Here is a 17,593-nt window from a genome sequence, read left to right on the forward strand (position 1 = left end):
CGTATTTGGTGGATTTTACGATATAATGCCTGATCAAAGCCATGATGAAAACAAAAGAAGCCCTGCCTTCCGGGCTATTCGCCGTTAGTAGACAGGACTTCCTTCTTGTTATTTATTAATCCAACGTAATATAATCTACTTTTTTCAATAATCGAACTAGTAGAATGGCTGCCTGTGCACGTGTTGCTGAACCCTTAGGCTGGAAGCGGTTCGTGCTAACCCCTTGAATGAGTCCATCCTGTACGGCCTGTGCCACGATTGTTGCGCCTGCACGTGTAAATTCCTTATTGTCCTTGAATGACTTCAGCACATCTGTCGATGCAGCGGACATCCGATATCCTGCCGCTTGTGCAGCACGAACCATCATAAGCGTAATCTGCTCGCGTGTCACAAATTGCTTCGGCTTGAATGTTCCATCTGGGAAGCCCGTAATTACACCTGCACGGATGGCCGCACCAATGTAGGCTCCGGTCATATCTCCTTGATTCACATCGCGGAAACGTTTGACAGCTTCACTATCTGGTTCAAGACCTAGCGCTCGAGCAATTGAGACAGCAAATTCCTCACGCGTAATCGGCTTGTTCGGCTCGAACTTGGTGGTGCTGCGTCCACTCATAATCATTTTGGATACGAGGGCAGTCACATCCGCTTGTACCCAATGTCCCTGCAAATCGATGAAGGATTGCTTCCCTACCGTAAAGAGAATAATCTTTGTGCCCACCATGTTTGTAATGGCTACGGTATCTAATCCTGCACGAGACACCTTGGTTGGCAAGTATCCTAATTTCGAATAATTCTTCATCCACTCTACTAATGCTGCCCGGCTGGCAGTTACTGACTGGGAAGATTTCATTTTTACAACGGTATCGATATTCAGCGCGCTACCCGCACCACTGTTAACTACATTGAACAGCGAGAATTGATAAGCCTTCACCATTGCTGTTGCTTGTGCACTTGCAAGCTCGTTCGTAATCGTCGCTGTTTCATTGACCGGATCGATTTCAAAGAGAAGCGAAGAATTCGTGATTGATCCTTGCGTTCTTTGGATGATCTTGCTCATAGTATCGCGATTAAGCGATATTCCGTATACAGCTTCCTTATACTTCACGGTAAACCAGATCGCATCGGTTCGCGAATATGCCTTTTCAAAGGCGGCTAACGGTACCACGACCCGCGCGCCTGCTTCTGTGGATGGCACTTCAAATCGAAGCTGCTTATCCGAATCCAAAGATTGGCCAGCAAACTCAAATGCCGTCTTCACCTTAGTAGTATCAAGCGTATAACGATTGACCGTTACTCCGCTGCTTGTCCGGTCAGTAGTAATTTGAGCTGTATTCTGAAGCAGAACATACGCATAGTCTCCGAAGGAGCTGTCCTTGTCGCTTTTTACAAAGTAGCTATCCAGCGACCCTGCTGTTGTTCCACCTGTACCCGTTGCCCCTACTTTCAAGTTGGAGAATGTCTTGATTTCGATTCCGGCCTCTGATTGAAGTGGTTTGGAACCTGTATTGTAGGTCACACTTAAGTTGCTTCCATCTGTTGGCGGGTACATTAACTCGATCGTCACTTGCGTTCCGCTGACTGTTACTTGTTTAATACTCATCGCCTGATTGCCTGACGTGACCAGAAACTGCGGATAATAGGACGCCGACATCGATTCAAGCCGCTTGTTAAACGTCAAGATGATCGAAGGGGACTTCCAGGTTGCCGATTGGACAGTCGCAGCTTCACTATCTGTCGAATTTGAAGCAGATACAAGGTTCAAGTTGGAAGCATAGTTGTAATTCCAATCGCGCAGCGGCGGATTCCCTCTCACATACGATACGGTTACATTATCTGTTTTCAGTACCGCCGATTGCAAAGTCAGTTCCACCCGGTTTTCCTTAATCTCGACCTTCGTGACGTAACGTGCCTTCTCATTCACGAGTACCGAGAACTGGTTCTTCATCGGAATGTTGTTCTTATCCATCGGTTTGTTGTACTTCAGAATCATCTTCGTTCCAAGCACCGTTACCTCTTTCAGTTCCGGCGGCTTATTGTCATAACTGTTACGAACGAAAAATTCCTCGATCGTCCCTACCTTGCTACCACGGGTATCCTCTAGTGGATAATCGCCTGGCGTGTAGCTGACCTTGACAACATCTCCGTTCGATACCGAACGGTTTAATGACAATGTCACGGTAGACGAGCTGCTGTTATGCGATAATTTATCAATTCCTACAGTGGAATCATTGTATGTGACGGTAAATTGACCGTCTGCATAGGAAGAAACGCTTTTCAGAGAATCTGTAAAATATAAATATAAAGTAGATCCGGAAATGTACCCATCACGCAACTTCGTCAGCGTCGTATCTACCTTATTCTCAACGGCACGGGAGCTAAAGCTGGAAGCTACGTTACCTACCGTATCACGTACCATGCGGAAGCGTGCCGCATAGCTAATCTTGACGTCTTGACCTACTGCAACGCCACTCTCCAGTGACACATAGACATAATTGCTAGAGGTATACGCGCTGCTGACACGCCGCTCCTCGTTATTCACTAGTACGGTGAATTCGTTGGAAGGCGGATTCGCGTTGTTATCTAGCGTCTTGTTATATCGAATTTGAATTAACGAGTTGTTGTACATCGTCACATCTTCTACTGTTGGTGGATTCCGATCCGTAATTGCCGTAGAAAATGCCCATTCAGACAAACCTGCAAATTCATTGCCGGCTGCATCCTTAACGGCTCCCCTTGCAATGCTGACCGTATACACGGTATTTTCCTGCAAATTAGAGGCAGGGTAAATCCACAGCTCCTTCGAGTTGCGTACGTTCACACTGGCCGATTCTGAATAGGAATAGGATTTACGCCGCAAATCCACACCTTTACCCGTATACACGATCGGTTTACTGAAGGTTATAATTAACGTCTTGTTCGCCGGTACAGACACACTGCCTGACGAAGGATCGAAGCTGACAATCGTAGGCGCGGTTGTATCCGTTGATTGAGTACGGAACGCCCATTCTACACCGTCCATCAGATTGCCAGCAGCATCCCGGAATGCTCCCTTCGGTATGGAGACCGTATAGGTACGATTTGATTCCAGAGACAGAACATTGGTAGACTGAATAACCGCAGAGCCGCCTCCCATTATCGCTGAGGTAACAGGGAGCACAATATCCTGGCGTCCATCTGATTTAATCACAATATTGCCTGTCACTTGATAGACCGACTTATCGAATGTAAGTTCTAAGCGCGTCTGCGGGGGCACAGCTGTCCCATCCAGCGAGCGCTTTGTTATTTTGGGTGGATTTGTATCCACACCTGCCTTTGTAGTAAAGTTCCAATACGTCTTGCCCGAAAAGCCTGCTACTGGCGTTCCATCATCCAAATCGAGAAATGCACCTGCATCCATCGTGACATAGTACGCTGTTCCAGCTTCTAATCCATCCAATTTCGTCGTTGCTGTAAGTCCATTCACTACGAAATCCTTCGCAACGATTGTCTTCACGACACTGTTGTCACTGAACTTATTGATCTTGATGCTGCCTTGGCCCGCTTGGACAGGACGGCTAAACGTAATTTGCGCATCTGCAGGCAAAGCAATTCCTTGGCCTTGTGGCGAGAAGGATGCCGCTTCCTGCTGGGATTTAGTTGAAAATGCCCATTCTGCAGGTGTGGACAGTTCTTTAGAAGCTTCACCCAAAAAGAGCTTTCCATCTACTCTCACAACATATCTTGTTCCAGCTTCAAAAGGCTGCAGCCCTTCCAACTGAAACGTTATATTATCAGTTGTTGCTATTTTTCCGATTCCATTCGCACTTGATTCAGCAAAGCGCTGCTGTGCACCCGTTTTTTCGTTCGTTACCGTAATGTACCCATTCGTCATGGATACTTTTTCGTTGAACGTAAATTGTATGCTTGATGGATTGATTGAGACTTCCTGCGCACCGTTAGCTGGCAATGAGCTGACTATCGCAGGAGGGGTAGCTGCGTGCACTTCGGGCACTCCTCCCCATCCGAACACTCCTAAAAAAAGGACAAAGGCCATTGTAGCCGCAATCCATTTCTTCATTCTATATGCTCCTTTCATTCCGAAGACAGTTGTACTCTATTTGTCGGTAAAAAGGAGGAAATAGTTTAGATTCATCACCGCTAGCACGCAAAAAAGACCTCCTCCTAAGCCTGACAGCCCAGAAAGAGGTCTTGTATAAGCGCTGAAATAATAAAGGGTTAGATTACAAACCCGCTTGCTCACGCAGCGCATCTGCTTTGTCTGTACGTTCCCAAGGCAAATCCAAATCTGTACGGCCAAAGTGTCCGTAAGCAGCAGTCTGCTTGTAGATTGGTTTGCGCAGATCAAGCATTTTAATAATGCCTGCAGGACGAAGATCAAAATGAGATTGAATCAGTTCAACAATCTTCTCTTCATTCACTTTGCCTGTTCCGTAAGTATCCACGTTAATGGATACTGGTGTAGCTACACCAATGGCATAAGCCAATTGGATTTCGCATTTGTCAGCCAAGCCAGCTGCTACGATGTTCTTCGCAACATAGCGCGCTGCATAAGCTGCAGAACGGTCAACCTTCGTTGGATCCTTACCGGAGAACGCTCCGCCGCCATGGCGTGCATATCCGCCGTACGTATCCACGATGATTTTACGGCCAGTCAAGCCTGCATCACCTTGTGGTCCGCCGATTACGAAGCGGCCAGTTGGGTTAATGTAGTACTTCGTCTTATCGTCGAGCCATTCACTAGGAACGACCGGAGTAATAACCAACTCTCTGATATCACGTTGGATTTGCTCCAATGTTGTATCTTCCGCATGCTGTGTCGACACGACAATCGTATCTACACGAACTGGCTTATCTCCATCATATTCAATCGTCACTTGTGTCTTACCATCTGGACGAAGGTAAGGCAATGTGCCGTCTTTGCGTACTTCGGACAAACGACGAGCAATACGGTGTGACAATGCGATCGGAAGCGGCATGAGTTCTGGCGTTTCGTTCGTTGCAAAGCCGAACATCAAGCCTTGGTCGCCTGCACCGATATTCTCGGTTTCTTGCCTGGCATCTTCTGTACGTGTTTCAATGCCAGCGTTAACCCCCTGAGCGATGTCTGGAGATTGTTCGTTAAGCGAGGTCAATACTGCACAGGTATTATAATCAAAGCCATACTTCGCGCGTGTATACCCGATATCTTTGATCGTGTTGCGTACGATAGATGGAATGTCAACATAATCTGCCTTTGTGCTGATTTCTCCTATGACGAGAACTAATCCCGTGGCTACGGATACTTCACATGCAACCCGAGCATTCGGGTCGTTCGCCAAAAAGGCGTCCAATACCGCGTCCGAAATCTGGTCGCATATTTTATCCGGGTGTCCTTCAGTAACGGACTCGGACGTAAACAAGTGGCGTCCTTTCAATGACATAGGACTCGACCTCCTAACCTATAATATGGCTCTCCCATGAGCAGCCTAAACAAAAAATGAACCTTTCCCGAATGGAAAAGGTTGTTATAGCAGCCTTCGAAAAATCATATTACTTTATTTGTCCGGTCCTGTCAATGAAAGCGTCAAAAGTTGGATTACCTATTTTTGCTGCAATGCTGTAGCAACGAGACGTTTTGTTATTTCGCCACCTACCGAACCAGCATCACGTGAAGATAAGGTACCCCAATCTGCATGACTAGTCGTATGTTGAACCGGAACGCTGCCGAGTTCGGAGGCGAACTCTGTATCCATTCCAATATGTGCTCCGTGATGAGAAACCGGAAGTCCGAATTCGGCTGCTATCTCATATTTCATGCGGTATAAAGCGTCTCTGCTGGCTGGCACTAACGTTTTTTTGCTCACGGTAATATCCTCCCTCGTTATATATGCATCAGTGATACTTATTGTGCCTCTTTCGGAAGGATACACCCGCAGGAAATGTTGCCCGCCCTGCCAGCTCATGTTAATTATTCTGCCTTTTGTACTACTGAATAACCACCGCGAACCATAACAATCAATCCATTCTCCTGCTGCGGATCTGGCATGACACCACGTCCATCACGAGGGAACAACAACAAATGGTTCGTCGCAACCGCTTGTCCACTCTTGATATCTGTGCCTGCCGTTACATCCGGCACTCCATTCTCATCCGGGCTTGTAATGACTGCTTTCCCGTTCCGGACAATGACTTCAGTTCCAGCTTTGGCAACAAGCTTCTGGCCACTTTTAACCGTTACGACTTTAAGTTCCGTATTGCTCGTTGTATCACCCTCAGGCTGATCCTTCTTCGGGTTATCTTTGTCCTTGCTCGTAGTATCATTACCTGTATTGCCTTTCTTCAATTCAGCTTGGATAAGGGATTTAACTTGTTGATCCACATAACTCTTCGTTACAAGTGGATCTGAAGATGTTCCCGGCGTTGTATCTGCTGCGAATGCATTCACGCCCAAAATAGAACCTGCCACAATTCCCCCTGTTATTAATGTTGTAGATAAAATAACCTTCGTAAATTTGTTCATTTTTTCCTCCTCCTACTTCTTATGCCAAAAACTCCCCTCTGCGAGGGGAGTTTTCTTTATTGTTTTAGTCCGCTGTTTTTGCGTTTCTAATGTTGTACGCACTACCATGGCTAGCTAGCTTGATCTTCTCTTTATCGAACACATCATAAAGGGTTAGCTGGAAGCCACCGTTCTCGATCTTCTCAAAGAATGCATCCGAAATAGAGGTTGAGAATGACTTATTCTTGCCTTCTGTAAATTCTTTAACAAAGTCAATCTCTTTTTCAAACCTCTTGCCACTTGAATCTACAATTTCAATGACTAACTTATGACCGTAGTCTCCCATGTTGTATTCCAATTGGCGAGCCATATCGTAAGAGAACTCGATAGACAAGTTCGATGATCTGTTAGCAGTCACGTAGAAATTGTATAAAGTCAACGAATAAGGGAATAGATCAAGATTTATAAAGTCTCGTTGAACCGTAGGCTGTACGACTTTCAAATCCATTGCTACTGCATTGATATATCCATCAGACTCACCCTTTGGAGGTGTCAGTTTATTCTCGGTAATTCCCTCACCGATAATAAGCTGCAAATCTGTTTTATTAACCGTTTTCGGTACTTTCACCCATGCCGTTACGACATTCAATCCTTGCGGACTCGTAGGGCCCTGCACTTGGGAAAGATTCGCTTTATAGTAACGTCCATCATCTGATCGATAGTATGCTACCATTTGAGATAAAATCGTTTGGCGCTCTTCCTGGCTCTTCATAACAAGATCCGTATAAATGATTTGTTCAACGGCACCTTCATACACCTTGCTGTTCTTTACTTCAATATCCGCTTTGCGTCCTTGAGTAGTAAGATTGTATACTTTACCAAATTCAACGACAGGCAACTTGCTTAACTTGCCTCCATTCGTGAACTGAATGATTGGGGCACTATCCGTTTCTCCTATTTTTTCCATAAGCGCCGTCTGGACTTGAGAGAAGTCCATATAACTTGGTACCTTCGTTACGATGTATACATCGACGACTTCCCTCGCTCCGATGATTAAAGCGCCATTCGAACTTATTACCTGAGTTTTACCAGATACACCAGCAGTATCTAATTTAAAGACACCTTCTAAAGCTGGCAACTGAATTGTTTTCGTTTCTTTGTTTTTAATTTTTAATTTTGCTGACAGTACATCCCCGTCTAACCAAGGTAGACGCTGTAGAGATTCTATTGTGATTCCAAGGTTGCCTTTGCTATGCTGCACATCGTATTCAATTCCCGTTTGATTGCGCATGGATTGAAGATCAGGCAATTTATAAGTTCCTTCTGGGAACTTAAAATTCGAGTCCTTTTGATTCGTTTCGGGCTTAGTTGGATCCTTTTGTTCGGAATCTCCAGGCTTATTGAGTTGAAGCTTTAATTGTTCAAGAGGTACGTCAGTAGTTACCATCGCACTCAATGTGATTGGTCGTTTCTCCATCGCTTTCAATGTCAAATTATCGAGTGATTTTGTTGGGATTGGTACAGAGAGTCCGTTTGGCCCTTTTAAAACAAATTCATATTTTGGTATCGTCACTGGACGATTTGATAAATTTTCAAATTGGAAAGTCAATGTAATATCATTATCTTCAAAACTTTGATTTGCCCAACCGTTCAAAATTTTTGTGCTGACCTTTGCCTTGTCGATCGTTATTACTTGCTCTTTATTCGCTGGAATAACAGAAGTGGCTGCATTCGAAGCTGGCAACTTTAAGGTTGCTACAGGCAGATTAATTTTTGCAGTCTCATCCTCTGTCAGTAGTTGAAGCTCCAAGTTTTTGATAACGACACTCTTAGGAATTGCCGTCATGAAATTCAATGTCTTTTTCTCGCTAGGCTGCAGCTTATACTCCTTACTTGCGCTATCTGGTACAAGAGGGTAACTGCTTCCGCTTGCTGTTTTAATTACGTATTTGTAAGTTGGATTCTCCAACGCTTTAAATCCTAAATTTTCTACATTTACTGCAACATTTACATAATTCATGTCTTCATTAAGCATCGAGGTTACTCGATCAATGCTTGTTTTTATAGGAATGTCATTCATTCGTACTGTGCTGCTTTTTCCAACTACAGTCGATGCAGTCATCCATGTAGGAATTTGAAAAGAACCCAATCTGTTTTCAAAACCAGCTTTGCTAAAATCCCACTTTATGATATCAAAAAATAAATCATTAATGGTAAGACCCTTCGCTACTTTTGCATAATAGGTAACACTCATCTCAGACAAACCTGGTACTGTTTTTTTCTCTTTATCCTTTGTAGTCAATACACTAGAATACACCGTACCACCTTTTGTCCGAACCTTCGTCCAGTAATCAATAAGCGGCAAGCTGCGCTGATCATTATTATAATAAGTTAACGTATACGTCAAAATATTACTTTCATCTTGTTTATACATGTTTACATCTGTCAGCTTAACTGCACTTTTAGCAGTCAAGCGAATTGGCTTTAACTCACTAAGCGTATGTACTGGCGTCGGTTTAGCCGCAGGTTTTGTTTGCTTGCTGGTGCTTTGTTGTTTAGAAGCTTTTGTATCTGCAGCATAAATATTTGCCGTTGGGAAGGCTGACGCCCCTAAAATGAGGGACAACGATAACATTGTCGCAATGGCGGTTGTTCTTTTCAATCTACTTTCCTCCTATGCGTAGAATCTACATATATAGTATAACGCATAATGATAAGAGAAAGTTGCGATTTTCAGCAAGTTGGAGGGTTACATTGTTGTAAGCTTTATATAAAAAAAGAAAGCCCCGAAGGGCTTTCTTTAAAGGTTATTACTTAGTTGCAGGAACAAATTCTACTTGTGCATCGAAACCTTTCAATGCTACTGGTTCCTTAGCAGTTAGTGTGCGAGCATCAACGATGTGCTTGTTTACGTTATTTTTCGAATCGGACAAAATAACATTAACAATATCATCTTTCTTAAGCTCAGCCTTAGCATCAGTAAACTTAAAGCTAACGATCAATTCTTTAGAGTTATTAGGGTTAACTTTAACGTCTACTACCTGAGTTACTTCCTTATCATTTACAAGTACTTCAAATGCATTATTAATGTTCTTTGTTTCAAGAACACTAATATTAGTGTCTGCAGTAATGGATGCTTCATAAGTTGCACCTGTTACAGATTTAACAGACATGGAGTTAAGAAGCACTTCTGGTCTAACAGCGTCGAAGTTTTTAATAGGTGTTTCTCCTGCTTTAACACGAACATCCAAAATGTCGGCAGTAGTTGCATTTTTTACAACATGCAGCTTAGCATCGGCAAGGCTGGATGGAAGAATGCGGTTGCCTGTATAGTTCAATGTAAGCACTGTGCCATCATTGCTCAACGTTCCGTCAGTAGCGTAAAGTTTAGAATCGCTACCTCCAATCGTGATGTAGAAGTCATCAGTGTTTAAGTAGTTGATTTTCCCAGCAAATTGAACTTTTACTTTTTCACGGGATTCAACTTTTACATCATCAACCTTAATGCTGTTGTCATACTTCTCTTCCAAAGTACCACTATACTTCAAAGTATAGTTATCATTTTGTTTAAGGTAGTCACCTTTAACATTTTTCACTTGGCTTACAGAAAGTTCGTATACTTTCTTAGCGTCTTTTTTGTCGTCGTCAGTAACAAGTTTTCCAGCCTTCGAAGTGATGCGAACTGTATCACCATTTACCATAGCGATATCGTAGTCAGTGATTGATTTATTATTAAAGATATACTTTTCTTTAATCAATACACTTCCGTCACCATCAGTTCTCATATCTTCCTTGTACTGAACGTAAAGGTTTTGTTCGCCACCACTCTCAGTGAACCAAGAACGTACGATTCCAGTTTGAGCAGTTTGCTTAGCTGTAAATGTTTTTGTGTATGGTGCCATTGTGTTTTGCAATGCAGCCACATCACGCACACCAGTAACTTCCAAGATGTAATCAGTTTGATTGGACAACTTACCATTCAAGTTGATTGTTACTTTATTGTCTTTTTCAACATAAGAAGGTTTAGAAGTTGGATGACCATCACGATCTACACCTTTGAAGTCTTTAATGATGTTTCCATCACTGTCTTTCAAAGTGTAGTTCTTGCTGTTTTCTGCAGATTCTTTCTCAAGTTTTTTATTAAACTCAAGAACCAATTGATGGTTGTTCAATGTGCCAGCTTCTTTAAGCTCGAAGCTCACAACTTCTGGACGAGTTTGATCCAATGTAGGGTTTATTTTGATTTCGCGGTCAGCTTTGTTTCCGCTGTAGTCAGTTGCACCTTTTACATAGATCGTGTTGTCGCCATTGTACATCTTATTGTTGAATTCAACTTTAACTTTGTTGTCTTTGTACGTAATTTTACCAGTGTTGCCAGAAGTGTTATGGTAAACTTTTTCGATAGACTTTACTGTTTCGTTAAATTCAATCTCAAGCTCGTTCAAATCGTTAGTTTTAGCAGATACGATTTCAGGTGCTGCTGTATCTTCAGCAATCGTGAACTCTTTGTCTGCTGGGATGCTCTTCAGGCCAGAGAAGTCAGTGATGTTGCTTGCAGTCACTTTGTGAGTGCCAACAGACAACTCTTTCTTAACGATTACTACATTTGGATACATGTAGTCAACGCTACCTGCTACCATAGCACCGTCAACTTTGTAGTTGCTGGAAGCAACTGCATCGCCGCGTTTAACTGGCTCAGAGAATACGATCTTGAATGCTTTCGTACCCAAGCCAACAACTTCTTTGATTTCAGGTGTTTTTACGTCAACTGGAGTGAATTTCTTTGTTTCGTTGAACGTTTTAGAAGAATCTTCGTTCTTAACGTTTTTGATTTTCACTTCAGTTTCTTTTTGGTTCTTCAAGTCGGAACCATTTTCCTCAAGCAAGATTGTAACGGAGTTTTTGTCATCAGACATTGTTACGCTATCAATCTTCATATCTTTAACTTCATAGTTGTTTTTGTTCTCAGCTGTCTTCTTGTCAAGAGAACCGTCAAATGCTACAACAACTTCTTTCAAGTTTTCAGCTGTAACGGATTTGATGCTTTGAGCAGAAGTAATAGTGTAAGTCACTTTAGTAGTGATCTTGAACTCTTTACCTGCTTTGTCTTTGTAAGTGAATGTTACTTCAGTTTCTTTGTTAGCTTCAAGAGCTTTTTCCAAAGTTACTGTCGCAACTTCTTTGTCGGACATAGTGAATTCAACTGTTTTGGAGTCCTTTACTTTGTAGGAAACTACTTTAGGACCTTTAGTCAATTCGTCAGCTGCATATGCTGCTTCTACCAATTGAGTGCGAGTTGCGTTCGCTTTAGGGTTTGCATCTTTGGAGAACAAACCAGCGTCAACTGCTGCTTGGAAGTAGCCTTTAGCCCATGAAGAAGCGTTGTTTTGAGCGTCTTTAACTTCTTCAAGTTTCAAAGCGTTAACCAAAGTTTTAGCTGCTTCTTCAACTGTGATTTTGCCGTTGAAGTCGAACAACTTCTTCTCCAAATCTTTACCTTGCATCAAGCCTTCTTTTGTTACAGCTTCGATGAATGGAGCTGCCCAGTTTTTAGCACCATAGTTTTTATCTTTGTAAGAATATTCACCATGGATTTCTTTCAGACCGAACAATTTCACGAGTACTTTCGCGAATTCTGCACGAGTCATGTCTTTATCAAGGCCAGCGGATCCATCTGGATAACCGTTGAATACACCTTGAGTTTTCAATGCATCAAATTTCTCTTGAGTTGTTTTAGCTGCGTCAGCACCGAAAGCTACGTTTGCGAACATAGAGAACGCCATAGCAACGGAAAGCAGAAGGGCCAATCTTTTCTTCATAACCTTTTTTTCTCCTCCTCTAAATTGCTTCGTTTGTTTAGTTTGTTGCGTAGAAGTTTGATAGTTCATTTCCCTCATTCGCCGATTCACCCCCTTCCTCAGAGTGAGCGAAATGTAATCTAAAAAGAAGTCTGCAACATAAGGACATGCCACAGAAACTAGTAATCGATTAGGAACAAATGAAAATAAATAGAAATGCTCATACCACTCTAGACATTATACAATGTCAACTGCCTAGCGTAAAGTATATTTTTGTGAAATACAGGGAACAATAATTAAATTAACCACTGTATTCGAGCTTCATCATATTAAACGCACAGGTTTCGAAAAAGTTGCGCTCTACGGAAAATTATTTTTAAATTTTTTCGCAGATTTCAGACAATGTCTTGCTCATTACATTCAATAACGCATATACACGGATATGCTATACATATTGCAATACTTGAATTCATCTATATGTATGCATGAACGAATACATCTCCTAGTATAGCGCCAAGCTAAGAAGGAGTCACTGGCTAATGTTTTCCACTGAATGACAGATCACCCATGAATATGATCATAGGTAGATTCATTACATGTTTACCAGATCAATGATCCTAATAAAACGAATATCTTCTATTATATAAAGGAAGAGAGCCGAGCAAAATCGGCTCTCTCCTTATTACCCGAAGATGTACACGCTGAATCTATGTTACATCTTCGGCAGCTTCTTCAAATCAATCATAGCACGCGCCATAATGAGAGCAGCGTCGCCACGGAGCATATTCGCAGATGGCTGGAATACATAACCCTTCTTCGGATCAGATGGGTCAATCGGAACTCCTGTAATGAAGCCTTTCTTCGCGATAGCAAGTACCGCTGGCTGTGCATAGTAATCTATCTTGTCCGCATCTTGGAAATACTTCAACAGATCCTTGCGAACTTTATCACGCTTCGTCTCAAGCTTCATGTTCAAAGCTTTCGCAAGCATTACCGCTGCATCCTGACGGATAATAGAGTAATCTCCACCAAATTCATTCGGAGAAACACCACGAACGATACCATCACGTGCAGCCGTCTCCACATAGCGGAAGTCCCACAGCTGATTCACATTAATCGTATTCATCTTATCAGCCGCCGGTACAACGACGTCATTGAAATGTTTCTTACCGTCATAATTCAATGGCATCTCTTTCGCACGAACAATCATACGAGTGAATTCGCCACGAGATACATACATATCTGTACCAAACATGGAGAATGGATCAAATGGATTCATAACGCCTTTTGCAAATATCGTTTCAATGAAATCACGTGCATATGGATGCTGTACCACATCATGATAAGAGTAAGACATCTTACCAACAACATAGTATCCAAAGCGCGTAATTGGAACGGTTACGGTATGTTTCTTCGAATCTACAACACCGCCAATGTTCTCCCATTGCTGTAATTCCGAATCAAAACGGAACACACTCACAGTGCGACCACCATCATCGGTTACGTTTTTATCATAGCTCAGTGTTAATTTACCTGGTTTAGACATGATAAGCTCATTACGCAAGTCGCGCTTATAGAACATCTCAATTGGCGAACCTGGATATTGATAAGGCTCAACACCATACTTAATTGGGTCATAAACAGACTCTGTCTTGATGTCATCCGCTTGACCTGGATCCATCCAAATAACTGGACCAGCCTTAATAAAGCGTTCAGGGAAGCTTGCTTCAAAAATGTTCTTTGCTTCTATCTTCGCCAAGTCATAGTTCGCTGGCTGATACTCAAACTCACGGCGATCTACTTCACCATCGAATGAATTCGCAATCGCGAACAGTAGATTATGGCCACTAAAAACTTGGTTTTTGAAGTTTTGCGGCACATTATAGTCGCGTCTTACGAGATTCGCACCTTTTTCGAAGGTCAAGTTTACTATTCCTTCAAATACCTTATGTGATTTTTTCATTGGCTCCATATACTGAGCCCCTGGAATTGACGTAGGTACGTACTTCACCGTAATCGTATTTTTGAAGGTATCCTTGCCTCTTGAAATGGCAATTTCAATCTTATTATCTTTATTTGCTTTAAGTCCTACGACAAATGCACGATAGGCATTTTCATAAGGCTTTTGTGTCTTGTCATAGCTTGGGTAGTAAATAATTTTTTCTGCTGGAATTTTATTAATAACTACCTTTTCTGCACCTGGCGAGTCAATAATGACTTCAACAAAGTTTTGGTTAACCACTCGCTTTTCAAGCGCTGGCTTCAAAATCGTGTAAGGCACATCTACCGGCACAACTTCCAAACGGTATGTTGCACGAGGGCCACCTTCGCCACTGTTAAATACAGTCATGTTCATTGCGACAGGAGTTCCATCACCCGGAAGATTTATACCCTTAATAATAAAGCTGAAGAATTGTTTATCATTATCGTAGTAAACAGAGATTCCGTTAACTACTGCACTCGAATTGTACGTATCCCCATTTTTGTCGGTGAACATATTCTCCAGTGTCCACTCGATTTTACCTAATGGGTTTTTGTCGTTTTTCAATACAGGCGATTGAATGACTAATTTATAATTTTGAAGCTCATTTTTTGTAGTACCACTGCCCCGCAAGCTAGTAAGCTTTCCTTCAATTTCAGCTTTATTTTTCCCGAGATCAACAAAGTCGAATGTACCGTATACATTCATCTGCGCTTCACGGGTCAGATAAACTCCGCCTTTTTTCTCAAAGCGAGGGTCATTTGGCTTCGGATCTGGATATGTTGTGCTGTATGGATAGATTCCGTCTGTCTCAGGTGCTGGAATAACCGGCAAGTTAGTCGGAATGAGCGTTACCGTGATTGTGTTCTCGTAATGCGATTTTTGGGAACGGAAAACAAATTTGATTTTGTTGTCTCCCATATACAACGCATTAAAGGCGTCTTTCTGGTTTACTAATTTGAACTTACTTTTGTTTGTTCCGCTTATTGGAGCCAGTTCCAAGGTTGTATTATTAATACTGAAAAATACCGTTTGATCTTTCCCTGAGTATTTAAGCTCTTCTTCGTTGGCAATATTGTAGATTTGACCCGCCAAGTCCTGCAATTCTTTCATGACTTGATCTTGACGATTAGCATCTGTTGTGTCCGTATAAATTTTTTGGCCGTCAAATGCTCCGTCGTATTTTACATATGGCCCGTACAAAAGTGTAACCGTTGCCGTATATGTTTCATTGGAGCCATCCAAACGAAACACAATCGTCTGTTTCCCTGTGCTTGGCAACTTATCAATCAGGTAAACAACCCGACTCATGGATGTCGGTACCCCGTTAATATTTTGGATTGTAACATCCTCGGCAACTTTCTTAGGATCTAAATTGTAAGAAGTAGTAGGTTGCTTGTTGCCTAATGCATCTGTTACAGATTCAATTGAAATTCTAGGACTGCTTCCATTAGGCACTAAAAATTGAATCGCAGCCGGCATGGAGAATAACTGCGCACCGTCCAGCTTACCGCCTTGCAGCGCCACAACTTCCCCTGGCGTCATTGTGTTGTTATATCCACTCAAATAATTAGCTGCGTAGATATATGGTTGGTTCGCATCCTTCAACAATACGGAAAATCCGGACATACTCTGCAGTGATGGAGTAGATAAGGCATAGTTCGTTGAAGTCAAAGTAATGTTGGTACGAACATCTTTTGTGACTGCACCTGCTATTTCAAATGAGTACTCCACAAATTTCGGATTCGAGGAAACTTCAACCACATTCGTTGCATTTCCGTTTGTTTTATTACCGCTGCCCGTTTCAATCATTTCATATGCGACACCAACGCTAGTCGGCTTCGCCTTGGTTGCATCGTAAGGGATAAGAACGCGACCATAAATTACACCATCAGTTGAGGCAGTAATCGTAGGACTTTGCGATAAATCATATTTCGTTGCTCCGCCATTTTCCTTCATGTGTACATCGTGGAACGTTACATCACCATTGAAGAATGCTACTTCTCTTGTTGTTTCAACCGATTGTGTACCGTTAAATACTTTAATCTTAACTAAGTTCCGTCCTTGCTCAATGGCAATTGGAGAAGCAAAGAACGTCCAGTCATTGCTTTTGGATACACCGAAAGACCAGCTGCGCCCGTTCACTTCGATTTGTACCTTATCTGCATTCGGTGCTTTACCCGAGATGCTGACGTTCACTGATTTTTTTCCTTGAGAAGCATCCGAGTAAACAATTGTCGACTCATCTTCTTTCAAGTTGTAGACATTCCCATCCAAGGATACGGACATGTCGTACATCGTTGGACCATTACGGTACTCGATGAAGATGGAGTCATACACATCCGACATGCCTTGCAAGCCTTTGAATGTAACTTGGTTCAATCCAGGATACAACTGCAAATTATACAATTGGATTTTCGAACCATTGATCATAATGTTGGCCGTTTGGCCTTCACGTTTGTCGTTTTGATCCACTAAATATTTATCCGTCGCGTTTGGATCAGGATTTTTATTTAGCTTGTACACGCTATAAGATATTGAATTTCCGTTAACGCCATTCAATGTTCCTTCTAGCGTCACACGTTCACTATTTGTTATACGTGCAGATGTAGGAGAATACTGTTCATTCGGAAATACGAAGTGGTTGGCGCTTGCTGCGAATGCCGTCGATACTGCTGTACCGAGAGATGCCGGGATAAGCGTAACGACAAGCGCGAGCGTCAACAGTATGGATACCAGTTTCTTCAACGCTAATAGCCTCCTTATTATAGAACCGTAGTTGAGTTGCCTCCATCGGCTCGTTCTTACTTGTTATTTCTGTTATCGGCTAATTTCGTTCTAAATTTTAGTCAAAACTCCGAAGTTAGTATTGATAACAGACAAAGAGAAGAGAAAGGACACTTACTTGGTGCTCACAGAAGTGGAACTCTCAGTAAGACTTTAGTGAAAAGGCACACATTGAGGGCAATTATTGAGCACTTACAGATGATAAAAAAAGATTTAACAGACCTACTTACAAGATACTTGTAGAGGTTCTTTTTGAGGTGTTTTAAAAGGGGAATAGCGAAGTAGTTGAATTGAATAGATTCGCACCGCACTTCAATGGTCAACTAAAGAAGTTCATAACGATCCTATATGAGGTTGTTAAGAAAGAGGAAGAATAACACTATAGAAGATAGGGTTCTAATGGTTGATATAGAACCAACAGCCCGACATAGAAGTACATATCATATTGAAATGCATATTGGACACTATAGACGAGTATAAAAAAACCTTTGCCCCGAGTAGTTCAGGACAAGCCTGATCCACTCAAGTGCAAAGGTTCTGTTTACA

Annotated in this window: 7 protein-coding genes; all 7 read right to left on the minus strand. The window is 42.3% G+C overall.

The window, feature by feature from the left end; all coding sequences use genetic code 11:
* Nucleotides 1-115: 115 nt before the first annotated feature.
* Nucleotides 116-4,060, minus strand: coding sequence for an Ig-like domain-containing protein (locus tag M3661_RS00360; protein ID WP_251481265.1), 3,945 nt, complete (start codon nt 4,058-4,060; stop codon nt 116-118).
* 163 nt (nt 4,061-4,223) lie between these two features.
* Complete coding sequence (gene metK / locus M3661_RS00365) at nt 4,224-5,423, minus strand: methionine adenosyltransferase (protein ID WP_251481268.1); 1,200 nt, start codon at nt 5,421-5,423, stop codon at nt 4,224-4,226.
* A gap of 159 nt (nt 5,424-5,582) precedes the next feature.
* Nucleotides 5,583-5,846 (minus strand): alpha/beta-type small acid-soluble spore protein, encoded by a 264-nt coding sequence (locus tag M3661_RS00370; RefSeq protein ID WP_311279511.1) that lies wholly within the window; start codon nt 5,844-5,846, stop codon nt 5,583-5,585.
* Between the two features lie 104 nt (nt 5,847-5,950).
* The gene (locus tag M3661_RS00375) at nt 5,951-6,502 is read right to left on the minus strand and encodes a hypothetical protein (protein WP_251481270.1); all 552 of its coding nucleotides are present in this window, start codon (nt 6,500-6,502) and stop codon (nt 5,951-5,953) included.
* Between the two features lie 64 nt (nt 6,503-6,566).
* A complete protein-coding gene (locus M3661_RS00380) occupies nt 6,567-9,143 on the minus strand; it encodes a hypothetical protein (RefSeq protein WP_251481272.1) in 2,577 nt (858 codons plus the stop codon).
* A 148-nt stretch (nt 9,144-9,291) separates the two neighbouring features.
* Nucleotides 9,292-12,378, minus strand: coding sequence for an Ig-like domain-containing domain (locus M3661_RS00385; RefSeq protein WP_251481274.1), 3,087 nt, complete (start codon nt 12,376-12,378; stop codon nt 9,292-9,294).
* 613 nt (nt 12,379-12,991) lie between these two features.
* The gene (locus M3661_RS00390) at nt 12,992-17,008 is read right to left on the minus strand and encodes an S-layer homology domain-containing protein (protein ID WP_251481276.1); all 4,017 of its coding nucleotides are present in this window, start codon (nt 17,006-17,008) and stop codon (nt 12,992-12,994) included.
* Nucleotides 17,009-17,593 lie beyond the last annotated feature (585 nt).

The organism is Paenibacillus sp. MER 180 (genome assembly GCF_023713665.1).
GTDB lineage: Bacteria > Bacillota > Bacilli > Paenibacillales > Paenibacillaceae > Paenibacillus_B > Paenibacillus_B suaedae.